Below are 15,230 nucleotides of genomic sequence, written 5' to 3' on the forward strand. Positions count from 1 at the left end.
ACCGGCTCGGGTCACCTCTTGCGGCGCCGCCCCCGGCCGCCGCCGCGGGCCGTCTGCCCGGTCGCCTCGGGGGACGGCCGGTCGGCCGAGACGACCAGCGCGGCCAGCGCGGTGGTCACCGGTACCGAGGCGACCAGACCGATCGAACCCACCAGAGTCCGCACGATTTCCTGTGCGACCAGTTCGCTGTTGGCGACCGACCCCACGCTGCTCTGCGCGATCGAGAACAGCAGCAGCAGCGGGAGGGCCGCACCCGCGTAGGCGAGCACCAGGGTGTTCACCACCGAGGCGATGTGATCACGCCCGATACGGATGGCCGCCCGGTACAGGGCGCGCGGCCCCATCCTCGGGTCGGCCTGGTGCAGTTCCCACACCGCCGACGTCTGCGTCACCGTCACGTCGTCGAGCACACCGAGCGAACCGATGATGACGCCGGCCAGCAGCAGGCCGGACATGTCGATGTTCGGGTACAGCCCGTGGATCAGGCCCGTGTAGTCGTCGGTGTTGCCGGTCAGCGACGCCCAGCCGATGAACAGCGAACCGAGCAGCCCGATCAACAGCAGCGAGATCAGGGTGCCCAGGACGGCCACCGAGGTGCGCGCGGTCAGGCCGTGGCAGCTGTACAGCGCGATCAGCATGATGGCGCTCGACCCGATCACCGCCACCAGCAGCGGGTTCGAACCCTGGAGGATGGCAGGCAGGATGAACAGGGTGAGGACGCCGAAGCTCGCCGCGAGCGCGATCAGCGCCATGACACCGCGCATCCGGCCGACGGCCACCACCGCCAGCGCGAAGATGCCGGCGAGCAGCAGCATCGGCACCTTGCGGTCCACGTCGGTGACCGAGTACTGCAGGTCACGCGGGGCGTCGGGGGCGTAGGCCACCACCACGTCCTGGCCCTCTTCGAGCTGGCGCGGGGCGTCGGGCTGGACGATCTCGACGAACGTACGGCCCTTGTCCTTGCCGGTCGTGACCTCGATCGTCGCCTTCGCGCACTTCCCCTGCTGGGCGTTGGCCGCCTCACGGCCCTCGGGCGTCGTCGGGTCGGCGGTCGGCGGGACCTGCGCGGCGTTCACGTCCTTGCAGTCCACCCGGTCGACCCGGGTCACCGTTCCCTGCTCCGTCTGCCGGTCGAAGCCCACTCCGGTGCGCTCGTGTGCCGGGGCGCCGCCGGGCCACAGCACCGCGAGCCCGACCACCACCGCCGTGGCGAAGGGGATCAGGACCGCGGCGATGACCTTGCGCAGGTGCTTGGAGACGGGCGCGGCGGGGCCGTGGGAGTGGCCGTGGCTATGGATATGACCATGTGCCTGTCCGGTCGGGTCGGGGGGCTGCTGCGAGGAAGTCACCGACCGATCATCGCAAGAACGGTGGGGGCCCTCTGTTCAGCGCGGCCGGGATGGCGCTAGCGTGGTGGCACCTTTGCACACGCGGGAGCTCGGAGCACCGGGCTGAGAGGGCGCTGACATCCGTACGAGAGGTACGGAGACCGCTGCGTCGACCGCCGAACCTGTTACCGGGTAATGCCGGCGTAGGGAGTAGGTCACGATGACCGTTCAGGACGCACGCACGCCTGCCTCGAACCAGAACGACGAGGCCGGGAAGTCCATCGGCTGGCACAAGGGATACGTCGAGGGTTCGCGCCCCGACCTCCGGGTGCCGGTCCGCAAGGTGCACCTCACCAATGGCAAGGACGTGACGCTGTACGACACGTCCGGTCCGTACACCGATCCGGACATCGAGACCGATGTCCGCCGCGGCCTGGCGCCGCTGCGGGAGAACTGGATCGTCGGCCGCGGTGACACCGAGGAGTACGCCGGCCGCCCGGTGCGGCCCGAGGACGACGGGATCAAGCACACCTCGCCGCGCGGCGGGCTGCGCAACCTGGACGCCGTCTTCCCCGGCCGCCCGCGCCAGCCCCGCCGCGGCCGCGACGGTCAGGCGGTGACACAACTCGCGTACGCCCGCCGGGGCGAGATCACCCCGGAGATGGAGTACGTCGCGATCCGCGAGAACGTCTCCCCCGAGGTGGTGCGTGAGGAGATCGCGGCCGGGCGCGCGGTGCTGCCGGCCAATGTGAACCACCCGGAGATCGAGCCGATGATCATCGGCAAGCGGTTCCTGGTGAAGGTCAACGCCAACATCGGCAACTCGGCGGTCACCTCGTCCATCGAGGAGGAGGTGGAGAAGATGACCTGGGCCACCCGCTGGGGAGCTGACACGGTCATGGACCTCTCCACCGGCCGCAACATCCACACCACCCGTGAATGGGTGCTGCGGAACTCGCCGGTGCCGATCGGCACGGTGCCGCTCTACCAGGCACTGGAGAAGGTCGACGGCAGGGCCGAGGAACTCACCTGGGACATCTACAAGGACACGGTCATCGAGCAGGCCGAGCAGGGCGTCGACTACATGACGGTCCACGCCGGTGTGCTCCTGCGGTACGTGCCGCTGACCGCGCGCCGCAAGACCGGCATCGTCTCCCGCGGTGGCTCGATCATGGCCGCGTGGTGCCTGGCGCACCACAAGGAGTCGTTCCTCTACGAGAACTTCGAGGAGCTCTGCGAGATCCTCGCCGCGTACGACGTGACGTACTCGCTCGGCGACGGCCTGCGTCCCGGATCGATCGCCGACGCCAACGACGAGGCGCAGTTCGCCGAGCTGCGCACGCTCGGAGAGCTGAACCAGATCGCCAAGCGGCACAACGTGCAGACCATGATCGAGGGCCCGGGCCATGTCCCGATGCACAAGATCAAGGAGAACATCGACCTCCAGCAGGAGATCTGCGAGGAGGCGCCGTTCTACACGCTCGGCCCGCTCACCACCGACGTCGCTCCGGCCTACGACCACATCACCTCCGGTATCGGCGCGGCGATGATCGCCTGGTGGGGCACGGCGATGCTCTGCTACGTCACGCCCAAGGAGCACCTGGGGCTGCCGAACCGGGACGACGTGAAGACCGGTGTCATCACCTACAAGATCGCCGCGCACGCCGCGGACCTCGCCAAGGGGCACCCGGGCGCTCAGGAGTGGGACGACGCCCTCTCGGACGCCCGGTTCGAGTTCCGGTGGGAGGACCAGTTCAACCTGGCCCTCGACCCGGACACGGCCCGGGAGTTCCACGACGAGACGCTGCCCGCCGAGCCGGCCAAGACCGCGCACTTCTGCTCCATGTGCGGGCCGAAGTTCTGCTCGATGAAGATCTCGCAGGACATCCGGCGTGAGCACGGCGGTGACCTGAAGGAGAACGAGATCGCGGCCGGAATGGCGGAGAAGTCGGCGGAGTTCGCCGCGGCCGGCAACCGCGTCTACCTGCCGCTGGCGGACTGACGTCCGCCGGTGGAGCGCCGGTCTGTTTCACGTGAAACGTCTGTTCGTTTCACGTGAAACAGGCGCCCGCCGTCGGTCAGTCCGGCTGGTGCTCGGGGCCGCCGAAGTCCGGACTGCTGAAGTCGGGACTGGTGAACGTCGGGCGGGAGGCCGTACCGCCTTGGCTGGGACTGGAGAATTCCGGGCCGCTGTAGCCCACCTTCGGAATCCGGCCGACCTGGCGCGGCGGCACCCCCGAGCGGGGGTCCGCGCTCGGGTCCGCCAGCGCGTCCCGCAGGAACGGCAGGATGCCCCGCTCCCGCAGGGCGTGCCGCCACGCCTCCCGGGCGCGGGCGACCTCGTCGGGCAGCTCGCCCCCCGGCTCCTGAGCCGGAACCTGGGTGGAGCTGTTGCGCAGTGCCGTGAGCAGCAGGCCGATCGCGGCGGCCAGAATCCCGGCAGCCGTCACGGCCCCGAAGAACCACCCCGCCGCGAGCAGCGAATCCGCGAAGGCGGGTGCCGGGTCGAGCATCTTCAGGATGTAGCCGACGAGCAGGAAGATGACCGCCGCCGTCCCCGCGAGGACCGGTGCCAGCACGGTGACGACGACACCGACCCCGGCGCCCGGTCCTCTCTCGGCCTCGTCATCGGCCGGGGCCAGGACGGAACCGATGGTGGACGTGGTGCCGGGGGTCCGCGACTCCTCGCGCACCTTGACGAAGTGGTCGTACTCCGCGGCGGCGGCCGCGGATATGAGCGCGGTGGCGTGCAGCGCCATGGTGCGCAACTGCTCGGTGTTGAGCCGCTGCCCGATCCCAGCGAGTTCCGGTCGGTCGTGCGCGGTGCTCAGTGCCTCGTCGAGGACGCGCTCGTACTCGGCGCGGTCCTCGGTCAGCAGGTGCGGAGCGCTTTTCATGTGCATCCCCCGATGCTCCGTAGGCCCTGTTCGCCCGCGTAGAACGGGCAGCCGGGCAGAAACGGAGGAGAGCCTGCTACGGAAATACCGATGGTAGAGCGGTTACGGCAAGGGGTGACAGAGGATTTCCGGAAATCGACTGGCCCGACTGCGCTGCGTCATGTCTCAGGTGGGCAGGGGGAGCTGGACGACCAGCAGCTTTCCGGCCATGGTCACGCCGCCGTCCATGGCGATCGCCAGGCCGTCCGCGTACACGTGCGGTCCTTCGACCGTCGGGCCGCCGTTGTCCTCGCCGTCCTCGGAGCCCACCTCGCCCAGGAGATACGGAATCGGGCTGTGGCCGTGGACGATGCGCTCGCCGCCGTAGGCCGCCAGCAGTTCCTGCACCGCCGTCGGCCCTGCCTCGTCCCGGAACGCGAAGCGCTTGGTCAGCTTGCGGAAGAGGTCCCAGCACTCGTCGGCGTCGTTGCGGGTGAGGATCTCGTGGACGGTGTCGTTGACGTCCTCGATGGTGGAGCCGTACTCCAGGTACGCGGTGGTGTCGGAGTGCACCAGCAGGTGACCGTCCTCCTCCACCACGGCGTCGAGCCGTGACATCCACTGGAGGTGCACGTCCTGGAGGCGGTCCATGTCGCTCTTCTGGCCGCCGTTGAGTAGCCACGCCGCCTGGAAAGTGGCCGTCCCCGCGCCGGAGTTGACCGGGGTGTCGGCGAACCGCTTGGCGCCGAGCAGCAGCAGCTCGTGGTTGCCCATGAGGGCCTTGCAGTAGCCGCCGGCGGCGGCGGCCTCGGCGGACAGCCGCATGACGAGGTCGATGACGCCGATGCCGTCGGGGCCGCGGTCGGTGAAGTCGCCGAGGAACCACAGGCGGGCGTTGCCGGCCGCCCAGTGCCCCTCGGCGTCGATGAGTCCCTGCCGGTGCAGGGCGGCGAGGAGCTCGTCCAGGTACCCGTGGACGTCGCCCACCACGAAGAGCGGACCCGGGCCGTCGCCGGCCGCGGGGGCGTCAGCGGGCGCCGCGGCCGGCTCGGAGGCCTGCTGCGGGTCGACGGACACCTGGACGGTGTCGCCGCGGTTGATCACCGGGAGGTCGCGCTCGGTCGGCGTGTACCCCTCCGGCAGCTCGTCCCCGGGGAACGCGTTGCCCGGGTGCGCGGCATGAGCGACATGACCCTGTACGGGCACCTGGGCGTACGGCGGTACGCGGAAGTCGCGCAACGTCGCCGTCCGCACCACGGGTCCTTGACCGGCCCCCTGAGTCATCGACCCCTCCACCACCGTCGCGACGCCCTACACCTGGCGGACCGGCCTGGTCGGGGCGGTCCGCGGTGTCGTCCGCCCATCATAGGAATGAGCCCTGTGCTGTGTGACGCACCAGGGGTGGTGAATCCGGGTGCACCCCGGGTTCATCGGCCGATTCACCCCCAATTGGGGAAGTTTGCGCACGGCCTTGACCGAGGGGTGGCTCCGGTCGTCCCCGGGAGCCACCTGCCGGTCACGCTCCTGACGGGGACCGGGGAGGGCTGACGGTCGTCCGTGGGGGCCGCCGCTGGGAGGAGGTCCGGACGATCAACTCGGTCGGTATCACCTGCTCGACGGGCCGGTCGGTGTCGATCCCCTCGATGGCGTCGATCAGCAGCTGGACGACCGCGGTGCCGATCCGGCGGGGTTTGAGGGAGAGGGTGGTGATGGGCGGTTCGGTGGCGGCGTAGACGGTCGACTCGCTGCAGCAGACCAGCAGCAGATCGTCCGGTACGCGCAGCCCGTAGCGGCGGGCGGCGGCGAGCAGGTCGGTGCCGTTGGGGTCGAAGAGCCCGTACACGGCGTCCGGGCGGTCGGGGCGGGCCAGCAGCCGGTCGGCGGCGACGGCGCCCGCGCAGGGGTCGTGGGCCGGGTAGGCCTCGTAGACCGGGTCCTGGCCGACGCGCTCGCACCAGTTCAGGTAGGCGGTGGTGGACAGGCGGGTGTAGGTGTCGGTGGTGGTGCCGGTGAGCAGGCCGATCCGGCGGGCGCCGGCGGCGGCGAGGTGGTCGAGCAGGTCGAGGACGGCGGCTTCGTGGTCGTTGTCGACCCAGGCGGTCACCGGGAGGGTGCCGGCCGGGCGGCCGTCGGAGACGACGGGCAGGCCCTGGCGGACCAGTTCGGTGACCACCGGGTCGTGGTCGGAGGGGTCGATGACGACGGTGCCGTCGAGGGCGACGTTCGACCAGACGTCATGGCGGGAGGTGGCGGGGAGGATGACCAGGGCGTAGCCGCGGGCGAGCGCGGCGGAGGTGGCGGCCCTGGCCATCTCGGCGAAATACGCGAATTCGGTGAAGGTGAAAGGTTCATCCCCGTAGGTCGTCACGGTCAGGCCGATGAGGCCGGACTTGCCGGTACGGAGCGTGCGGGCCGCGGCGGAGGGGCGATAGCCCAGCCGGTCGGCGACCTCGCGGACATGGCGGCGGGTGGCGTCCGGGAGCCGGCCCTTGCCGTTGAGCGCGTCGGAGACAGTCGTGATGGAGACCCCGGCTGCGGCGGCCACGTCCCGGATGCCCGCTCGCCCTTGCCGGCTTCCCCGGGTCTGTGCCCGGCTCACCTGGTGCTTCCCTGCTGCTGTCATGGCGAGCCGATAGTAGGGCGATGTCGGGCGGTTGGGCCGTTCGCATATTCACTCGTTGACAGGCACGTTTCTGCACGGTCGCCACCCCCCAATGGCCTTGAAATCCGAGGTAGTTGGGGTGTTCCGCATGGCGCGGCCAGTTGTCGGCACGCATGGTCCTGCCAAATGGACGATGTTTCGGGGAGGTCTCAACTCACCTCTACGGGGGACGCGCGCCACGGCGCGAGCCACGGGCGCGCGGCACTCGCGGGAGCGCTCCCCCCTGCTGTCGCGCCGGTGGCGCGGGCCTGCGCGGGGGCCCGGGCGACCGGGCGGGCGGGGTGCCGGGACCGCCTGCCGGAGCCGGTGCGGGGCCCGGACCGAAAATCGGCCATTCGCAGCACGGCGGAATCCTCATATGGTGAGCAGTATTGGTGGTACGTACGGTCGAGGAGGACCAGAGTGAGCGAGACGAGCCCGAAGCTGCGCGCCGTGCTGGGCGGCATCCCCACCTACAAGCCGGGCAAGCCCGCCGCGGCGGAGGGACCGGTCGCGTACAAGCTGTCCTCCAACGAGAACCCCTATCCGCCGCTGCCCGGTGTGATGGAGAGCGCGCTGGCCGCCGCGGCCGGATTCAACCGCTACCCGGACATGGCCTGCACGGGCCTGATGAACGAGCTCGCCGAGCGCTTCGGCGTGCCGGTGACGCACATCGCCACCGGGACCGGGTCCGTCGGTGTGGCCCAGCAGCTGGTGCAGGCCACCTCGGGCCCGGGCGACGAGGTCATCTACGCCTGGCGGTCCTTCGAGGCGTACCCGATCATCACGCAGGTCAGCGGCGCGACGCCGGTGCAGGTGCCGCTGACCTCCGGTGACGTCCACGACCTCGACGCCATGGCCGACGCGATCACCGAGCGGACGCGGCTGATCTTCGTCTGCAACCCCAACAACCCCACCGGCACGGTGGTGCACCGGGAGGAGCTGGAGCGGTTCCTGGACCGGGTGCCGTCGGACGTGCTGGTCGTGCTGGACGAGGCGTACAAGGAGTTCATCCGGGACGTCGAGGTGCCGGACGGCCTGGAGATCTACCGCGACCGCCCCAACGTGGCCGTGCTGCGGACGTTCTCCAAAGCGTACGGGCTCGCCGGGCTGCGGGTCGGCTTCGCGGTCGCCCACGAGCCGGTGGCCGCCGCGCTGCGCAAGACCGCCGTGCCGTTCGGCGTCAGCCAGCTCGCCCAGGACGCGGCGGTGGCCTCGCTGCGGGCGGAGGACGAGCTGCTCGGACGGGTGGGGTCCCTGGTGTGCGAGCGGCAGCGCGTGTCCGAGGGGCTCGCCGGCCAGGGCTGGACCGTGCCGGACACGCAGGCCAACTTCGTCTGGCTGCGGATGGGTGAGCTGACCGTGGACTTCGCGGCGGCGTGCGAGCAGGCGGGCGTCGTCGTGCGGGCGTTCCCGGGCGAGGGCGTGCGGGTCACCATCGGTGAGACCGAGGCGAACGACATCTTCCTGCGGGCGGCCGAGGCCTTCCGCAAGGAGCGGTTCTAGCTCTTCGGCCCGTTCCGGCCCCGCCCCGGCCGACGGCCGGGGCGGGCGCGGGGCGGAGGCGTGGGCGCCGTACGGCGTGGCGGGCAGGGGGTCAGGCGAGTTCCACGCGGACCGGGTCGCCGGAGCGGACCGTGGCGAGGACGCGGGGGTCGCCGTCGAGGCGGCCGAGGACGTTGCACGGGCCGGCCAGGCGGCATTCGTCACCGCGGGAGATCGGCGTGGGCCCGTACGGCAGGGCCAGGGCGTCGCCCTCGGTCCAGAAGGCGACCGTGCCGGGCTCCACGACCTGCTGGGCGTCGGCCTCCAGGGCGGGGGAGACGGGGGTCTCGAAGTAGACCTCCTCGCCCCAGGTGTGGGCGGTGGACGTGATCGGGAGAACCCCTGCGAGCGCCTTGCTCGTGGGGGTTTCGTCGAGGGTTGCGGTGATATGGCCCGCGGGCCAGGAGAGTCGTATCTGCACCCGCGGAATTCAACAAGATGTTGAAGTTTTCGGGAAGAGGCCCCCCGGTTTCCGGTACGGATTTCGTTTGAGTCATAATAGCTTGTGATTGTGAACGCATTCACAAGCGCGCCTGGTTCCTCCCGTGATCCACCGGAATCGGCGAGGCGACGCTAGGACGTCCGGACCGTAGGACGTAGGCCGTAAGGAGAAGCTGACGTGGACCTGGCTCTGGCGCCAGAGACGCTGGCGAGGTGGCAGTTCGGCATCACCACCGTCTATCACTTCCTCTTCGTTCCCCTGACGATCTCCCTCGCCGCACTCACCGCCGGTCTGCAGACGGCATGGGTGCGGACCGAGAAGGAGAAGTACCTCAGGGCGACGAAGTTCTGGGGAAAGCTGTTCCTCATCAACATCGCGATGGGCGTGGTCACCGGCATCGTGCAGGAGTTCCAGTTCGGCATGAACTGGTCCGACTACTCGCGGTTCGTCGGGGACGTCTTCGGGGCGCCGCTCGCCTTCGAGGCGCTGATCGCGTTCTTCTTCGAGTCGACCTTCATCGGCCTGTGGATCTTCGGCTGGGACAAGCTGCCGAAGAAGATCCACCTCGCCTGTATATGGATGGTGTCGATCGGCACCATTCTGTCCGCCTACTTCATCCTGGCGGCCAACTCCTGGATGCAGCACCCGGTCGGGTACAAGATCAATGAAAAGACCGGGCGCGCGGAACTCACCGACTTCTGGCTGGTCCTCACCCAGAACACCACGCTGACGCAGGTCTTCCACACCATGTCCGCCGCCTTCCTCACCGGTGGCGCCTTCATGGTCGGCATCGCCGCCTTCCACCTGGCGCGCAGGAAGCACGTCCCGGTGATGAAGACCTCGCTGCGACTGGGCCTGGTCACCGTGGTGATCGGCGGCATGTTCACCGCGATCAGCGGCGACTTCCTCGGCAAGGTCATGTACGAGCAGCAGCCGATGAAGATGGCCGCGGCCGAGGCCCTCTGGGAGGGCGAGAAGCCGGCGCCGTTCTCCGTGTTCGCCGTCGGCGACGTGGACAAGGGCCACAACAAGGTCGCGGTGGAGATCCCCGGCCTGCTCTCCTTCCTCGCACACAGCGACTTCGAGTCCTACGTGCCGGGCATCAACGACACCAACAAGGCCCTTCAGGAGAAGTACGGCCCGGGCGACTACCGGCCCAACATCCCCGTCGCCTACTGGGGCTTCCGGTGGATGATCGGCTTCGGCATGGCGTCCTTCTCGCTCGGTCTGCTCGGCCTGTGGCTGACCCGCAAGCGGTTCCTGCTGCCCGCCCGCATGCGCGTGGGGGACGACGAGGTGCCCCACCTCGTCCTGTTCCGGAACGCCCTCAGCCCCAAGCTGACCAGGATGTACTGGCTCGTCGCCCTCTGGACCCTGGCCTTCCCGCTGATCGCGAACTCCTGGGGCTGGATCTTCACCGAGATGGGCCGCCAGCCCTGGGTGGTGTACGGCGTGCTGCGCACCCGTGACGCGGTCTCGCCCGGGGTGTCCCAGGCCGAGGTCCTCATCTCCATGATCGTGTTCACGACGCTGTACGCGATCCTCGCCGTCGTCGAGGTCAAGCTGCTCGTGAAGTACGTCAAGGCCGGCCCGCCCGAGCTGACGGAGGCCGACCTCAACCCGCCCACCAGGATCGGCGGCCACGACCGGGACCCGGAGAACCCCGAGCGTGAAGTCGACCGGCCGATGGCCTTTTCGTACTGAGAACTGGAGCTGAGGCATGGAACTCCACGACATCTGGTTCGTCGTCATCGCCTTCCTGTGGACCGGCTACTTCTTCCTGGAGGGCTTCGACTTCGGGATCGGCGTCCTGACCAAGCTGCTCGCCCGCGACCGGGTCGAGAAGCGGGTGCTGATCAACACCATCGGACCCGTCTGGGACGGGAACGAGGTCTGGCTGCTGACGGCGGGCGGGGCCACGTTCGCAGCCTTCCCCGACTGGTACGCCACGCTCTTCTCCGGCTTCTACCTGCCGCTGCTGGCCATCCTGGTCTGCCTGATCGTGCGGGGCGTCGCCTTCGAGTACCGGGCCAAGCGCCCGGAGGAGAAGTGGCAGCGCAACTGGGAGCAGGCCATCTTCTGGACGTCGCTGATCCCGGCGTTCCTGTGGGGTGTCGCCTTCGCGAACATCGTGCGCGGGCTGCGGATCGACGCGTCGAAGGAGTACGTGGGCACGCTGCTCGACCTGCTCAACCCGTTCGCGCTGCTGGGCGGACTGGTGACGCTGACGCTGTTCACCTTCCACGGGACGGTGTTCGCCGCCCTCAAGACGGTCGGCGACATCCGGGTGCGGGCGCGGAAGCTGGCGCTCACCCTGGGAGCCGTCACCGTCGTGCTGTCCCTGGCCTTCCTCGGATGGCTCCAGGCGTCGCGCGGTGACGGAACGAGCCTGGTCGCCATGGCGGTCGCCGCGATGGCGCTGGTCGGCGCGGTCGGCGCCATCAGGGCGGGGCGCGAAGGATGGTCGTTCGCGCTGTCCGGAGTCGCGATCGCGGCCGCGGTTTCGATGCTCTTCCTGACGCTCTTCCCGAACGTCATGCCCTCGTCGCTGAGCCCGGAGTGGAGCCTGACCGTCAGCAACTCGGCCTCCAGCCCCTACACACTGAAGATCATGACCTGGTGTGCGGCGATCGCCGCGCCGCTGGTGATGCTCTACCAGGGCTGGACGTACTGGGTGTTCCGCAAGCGCATCGGTACGCAGCACATCGCCGACGCCGCGCACTAGTAGGGGATGTTTCACGTGAAACCGATCGACCCGCGTCTGCTCCGGTACGCCCGGGCCACCCGTCTGTTCCTGGCGGCGGTGGTGGCCCTGGGGGTCATCGGGGCGGCGCTGGTCGTCGCCCAGGCCATGCTCATCGCCGAGGTGGTGGTGGGCGCCTTCCAGCGGGGGCTGGGCGGCGGGGACCTGATCACGCCGTTGGTGCTGCTCACCGCCGTCGCGGTCGGGCGGGGCGTGGTCTCCTGGCTGACCGAGCTGGCCGCGCACCGGGCGAGCGCCGCGGTCAAGTCGGAGCTGCGGAGGCGGTTGCTGGAGCGGGCGGCCGGGCTGGGGCCGGGGTGGCTCGGCGGCCAGAAGGCCGGCTCGCTGGTGGCCCTGGCGACCCGGGGCGTGGACGCGCTCGACGACTACTTCTCGCGCTACCTGCCGCAACTGGGGCTGGCCGTAGTGGTTCCGGTGGCCGTCCTGGCGAGGATCGTCACCGAGGACTGGGTGTCGGCGGCGATCATCGTCGGGACCCTGCCGCTGATCCCGATCTTCATGGTGCTCATCGGCTGGGCCACCCAGTCGAGGATGGACCGGCAGTGGAAGCTCCTGTCCCGCTTGTCGGGGCACTTCCTGGACGTGGTCGCCGGCCTGCCGACGCTGAAGGTCTTCGGCCGGGCCAAGGCCCAGGCCGAGTCGATCCGCGCGATCACGTCCGAGTACCGGCAGGCGACGCTGCGGACGCTGCGGATCGCCTTCCTGTCGTCGTTCGCGCTGGAGCTGCTGTCCACGCTCTCCGTGGCGCTGGTCGCCGTCGGTGTCGGCATGCGGCTGGTGCACGGCGACCTGGACCTGTACACGGGCCTCGTCATCCTGATCCTGGCTCCCGAGGCGTACCTGCCGCTGCGCCAGGTCGGCACGCAGTACCACGCGGCGGCGGAGGGACTGTCGGCCGCGCAGGAGATCTTCACCGTCCTGGAGACACCGCTCCGGACGGGTGGCGGCGCGCCAGTGCCCGGCACCCTGCGGCTCGAGCTGGACGACGTGACGGTGCGGCACCCGGGGCGCACCTCGCCCTCGCTGGACCGGGCGTCGCTGGTGGTGGAGCCCGGCGAGACGGTCGCCCTGGTCGGGCCGAGCGGGGTCGGCAAGTCGACGCTGCTGGACGTGGTGCTGGGCTTCGCGGAGCCGTCGGACGACGGGAGCCGCATACGCGTCGGGGGCGTCGACCTGGCGTCGCTGGACCTGGAGCGGTGGCGCGAGCGGATCGCGTGGGTGCCGCAGCGGCCGTACCTGTTCGCCGGGACCATCGCGGAGAACGTACGGCTCGCCCGCCCGGACGCGGACGACGAGGCTGTCGCGCGGGCGCTGCGGGACGCGGGGGCGGCCGCCTTCGTGGACGCGCTGCCGGCGGGCGCCGGGACGGTGCTGGGCGAGGACGGCGCGGGCCTGTCGGCGGGCCAGCGCCAACGGCTCGCCCTGGCACGCGCGTTCCTGGCCGACCGGCCGCTGCTGCTGCTCGACGAGCCGACGGCGGCCCTCGACGGCGAGACGGAAGCGGTTGTGGTGGACGCGGTGCGCCGCCTCGCCCGGGGGCGCACGGTGCTGCTGGTCGTCCACCGCCCGGCGCTCCTCGCGGTGGCGGACCGGGTCGTGACGCTCCAGGAGTCCGTGCCCGCCGGGGCGGTCACCGACTCGGCGGGTACGCCGCGCGGTCTGGACGCCCTCGACGCGGCGTTCGGCCTCGTGGGCGGGCAGCAGCGAACGCCCGGAGCGGACACGCCTCAGGCGCCCGACGCGGACGCGCCCACCACATCCGAAGGGGACGCGCCTCAGACCGACGCGCTCACGGCGGACGCGCCTGCCGGCGTGCCTGCCGCCGGCGCGCACGTCCGGGCGGCGGGGCGCGGTGGCGTGCTGGCCCGGGTGCGGGGGACGGCCGGGGAACAGCGCGGGCGGCTCGGACTCGCCCTGCTGCTGGGGAGCCTCGCCCTCGGTTCGGCCGTCGGACTCATGGCCGTGTCCGGCTGGCTGATCTCGCGCGCCTCCGAACAGCCGCCCGTGCTGTACCTGATGGTGGCCGTCACCGCGACCCGGGCGTTCGGCATCGGGCGGGCCGTGTTCCGGTACGCCGAGCGGCTCGTCTCCCACGACACCGTGCTGCGGATGCTCGCCGAGCTGCGGGTCGCCGTCTACCGCAGGCTGGAGCGGATCACGCCGGCCGGGCTGCGCACGGTACGGCGCGGCGACCTGCTGTCGCGGCTCGTGGCCGACGTGGACGCCCTCCAGGACTACTGGCTGCGCTGGCTGCTGCCTGCCGGGGCGGCCGCCGTGGTCGGTGCGGGAGCCGTCGGGTTCACCGCATGGCTGCTGCCCGAGGCCGGGGCGGTCCTCGCGGCCGGCCTCCTCGTCGCGGGTGTCGCCGTGCCGCTGGTCACCGGCGCGGTCGCCCGCCGCGCCGAGCAGCGGCTCGCCCCCGCGCGCGGTGTGCTGGCTACCCGGATCGTCGACCTGCTGCGGGGCTGCGCCGAGCTGACGGTGGCGGGCGCGCTCACCGGGCGGATCGACCGGGTACGGGAGGCGGACGGCGCCCTCACCCGGATCGCCACCCGCCAGGCCACCGCCACGGCCCTGGGCGGCGGCCTCTCGGCGCTGGTCGCCGGGGTGACCGTGGCCGCGGCCGCCCTCGTGGGCGTACAGGCCGTGCACGACGGGCGGCTCGACGGCGTGACGCTGGCCGTGGTCGTGCTGACCCCGCTGGCCGCGTTCGAAGCGGTCACCGGTCTCCCCCTGGCCGTGCAGTACCGCCAGCGCGTGGAGCGGAGCGCGCGGCGGGTGTACGAGGTGCTCGACGCCCCCGTGCCCGTACACGAACCGCGCGAGCCGCAGCCGGCGCCGAGCGGTGCGTTCCCGCTGGAGCTGCGGGGGCTCGGCGCCCGGTACCCGGGGCAGGACAGGGACGCCCTCGCGGCGTTCGACCTGCGGCTGGAACCCGGTCGGCGGGTCGCCGTCGTCGGGGCGTCCGGCTCGGGCAAGACGACGCTCGCCCAGGTGCTGCTGCGGTTCCTGGACGCCCACGACGGCACGTACCGGATCGGCGGGGCGGACGCGGCCGGGCTCGACGGCGACGACGTACGCCGCCTGGTCGGGCTGTGCGCCCAGGACGCGCACACCTTCGACAGCTCCATCCGGGAGAACCTGCGGCTCGCACGGCCCGCCGCGAGCGACGACGAGCTGTGCGCGGCGCTGGAGCGCGCCCGGCTCCTGGAGTGGGTGCGGGACCTCCCGGAGGGCCTCGACACGCTCGTCGGAGAGCACGGCGCCCAGCTCTCCGGCGGTCAGCGGCAGCGGCTGGCACTCGCCCGTACGCTCCTCGCGGACTTCCCCGTCCTCGTACTCGACGAGCCCGCCGAGCACCTGGACCTGGCCACGGCGGACGCGCTCACCGACGACCTGCTGCGGGCCACCGAGGGTCGTACGACCGTCCTGATCACCCACCGGCTGCACGGCCTCGGCGCGGTCGACGAGGTCGTCGTCCTGGAGGACGGGCGCACCGTCCAGCGGGGGCCCTACGCCGAACTGGCCGCCGCGGACGGCCCCCTGCGCGGCATGCTGGAGCGCGAGCGGGCGGCCGACCGGCTGCTGACCGGTCCGGCGGCGAAGCCGACTTTCCTCGCCAAATAGGACTAAC

Annotated in this window: 10 protein-coding genes; 5 read left to right on the forward strand and 5 right to left on the reverse strand. The window is 71.0% G+C overall.

Annotated elements, in window-relative coordinates; translation table 11 throughout:
- Positions 1-11: 11 nt before the first annotated feature.
- A complete protein-coding gene (locus tag EIZ62_RS16320; protein ID WP_156693398.1) occupies positions 12-1,349 on the reverse strand; it encodes a YibE/F family protein in 1,338 nt (445 codons plus the stop codon).
- A 199-nt stretch (positions 1,350-1,548) separates the two neighbouring features.
- On the opposite strand from EIZ62_RS16320, the gene thiC reads away from it, so the two are divergent.
- The gene (gene thiC, locus EIZ62_RS16325) at positions 1,549-3,330 is read left to right on the forward strand and encodes a phosphomethylpyrimidine synthase ThiC (RefSeq protein WP_156693399.1); all 1,782 of its coding nucleotides are present in this window, start codon (positions 1,549-1,551) and stop codon (positions 3,328-3,330) included.
- Between the two features lie 76 nt (positions 3,331-3,406).
- Here thiC and EIZ62_RS16330 read toward each other — a convergent pair whose 3' ends face one another.
- The 3 genes from EIZ62_RS16330 to EIZ62_RS16340 all read right to left on the reverse strand — a co-directional run bounded on the left by EIZ62_RS16330 (position 3,407) and on the right by EIZ62_RS16340 (position 6,827).
- Complete coding sequence (locus EIZ62_RS16330; RefSeq protein WP_167536385.1) at positions 3,407-4,231, reverse strand: hypothetical protein; 825 nt, start codon at positions 4,229-4,231, stop codon at positions 3,407-3,409.
- Positions 4,232-4,390: 159 nt separating this feature from the next.
- Entirely contained in the window at positions 4,391-5,488 is a 1,098-nt protein-coding gene (locus EIZ62_RS16335; RefSeq protein ID WP_156693400.1) for a metallophosphoesterase, read from the reverse strand.
- A gap of 232 nt (positions 5,489-5,720) precedes the next feature.
- Positions 5,721-6,827 carry a LacI family DNA-binding transcriptional regulator gene (locus EIZ62_RS16340; RefSeq protein WP_156693401.1) on the reverse strand — a complete coding sequence of 369 codons (1,107 nt, stop codon included), beginning with the start codon at positions 6,825-6,827 and terminating at the stop codon, positions 5,721-5,723.
- 441 nt (positions 6,828-7,268) lie between these two features.
- Between EIZ62_RS16340 and hisC the strand changes: the two genes are divergently transcribed.
- Positions 7,269-8,351 (forward strand): histidinol-phosphate transaminase, encoded by a 1,083-nt coding sequence (gene hisC / locus EIZ62_RS16345; protein ID WP_156693402.1) that lies wholly within the window; start codon positions 7,269-7,271, stop codon positions 8,349-8,351.
- A gap of 91 nt (positions 8,352-8,442) precedes the next feature.
- On the opposite strand, the gene EIZ62_RS16350 is transcribed toward hisC, so the two are convergent.
- Positions 8,443-8,811: a cyclophilin-like fold protein gene (locus EIZ62_RS16350; RefSeq protein ID WP_156693403.1), complete on the reverse strand. Its 369-nt coding sequence runs from the start codon at positions 8,809-8,811 to the stop codon at positions 8,443-8,445.
- Between the two features lie 198 nt (positions 8,812-9,009).
- Here EIZ62_RS16350 and EIZ62_RS16355 point away from each other — a divergent pair, with 198 nt between their 5' ends.
- The 3 genes from EIZ62_RS16355 to cydD are packed head-to-tail and all read left to right on the forward strand — an operon-like array spanning position 9,010 to position 15,223.
- Complete coding sequence (locus EIZ62_RS16355) at positions 9,010-10,536, forward strand: cytochrome ubiquinol oxidase subunit I (protein ID WP_156693404.1); 1,527 nt, start codon at positions 9,010-9,012, stop codon at positions 10,534-10,536.
- Between the two features lie 16 nt (positions 10,537-10,552).
- Positions 10,553-11,557, forward strand: coding sequence for a cytochrome d ubiquinol oxidase subunit II (cydB, locus tag EIZ62_RS16360; protein ID WP_156693405.1), 1,005 nt, complete (start codon positions 10,553-10,555; stop codon positions 11,555-11,557).
- 15 nt (positions 11,558-11,572) lie between these two features.
- Entirely contained in the window at positions 11,573-15,223 is a 3,651-nt protein-coding gene (gene cydD / locus EIZ62_RS16365) for a thiol reductant ABC exporter subunit CydD (RefSeq protein ID WP_156693406.1), read from the forward strand.
- Positions 15,224-15,230: the final 7 nt, after the last annotated feature.

The organism is Streptomyces ficellus (assembly GCF_009739905.1).
Lineage (GTDB): Bacteria > Actinomycetota > Actinomycetes > Streptomycetales > Streptomycetaceae > Streptomyces > Streptomyces ficellus_A.

Bases quoted from the DNA above. Each gene is read 5' to 3' on its own strand.
- thiC (WP_156693399.1), top strand. From the start codon at position 1,549: ATGACCGTTCAGGACGCACGCACGCCTGCCTCGAACCAGAACGACGAG.
- EIZ62_RS16330 (WP_167536385.1), bottom strand. From the start codon at position 4,231: ATGCACATGAAAAGCGCTCCGCACCTGCTGACCGAGGACCGCGCCGAG.
- EIZ62_RS16335 (WP_156693400.1), bottom strand. From the start codon at position 5,488: ATGACTCAGGGGGCCGGTCAAGGACCCGTGGTGCGGACGGCGACGTTG.
- EIZ62_RS16340 (WP_156693401.1), bottom strand. From the start codon at position 6,827: ATGACAGCAGCAGGGAAGCACCAGGTGAGCCGGGCACAGACCCGGGGA.
- cydB (WP_156693405.1), top strand. From the start codon at position 10,553: ATGGAACTCCACGACATCTGGTTCGTCGTCATCGCCTTCCTGTGGACC.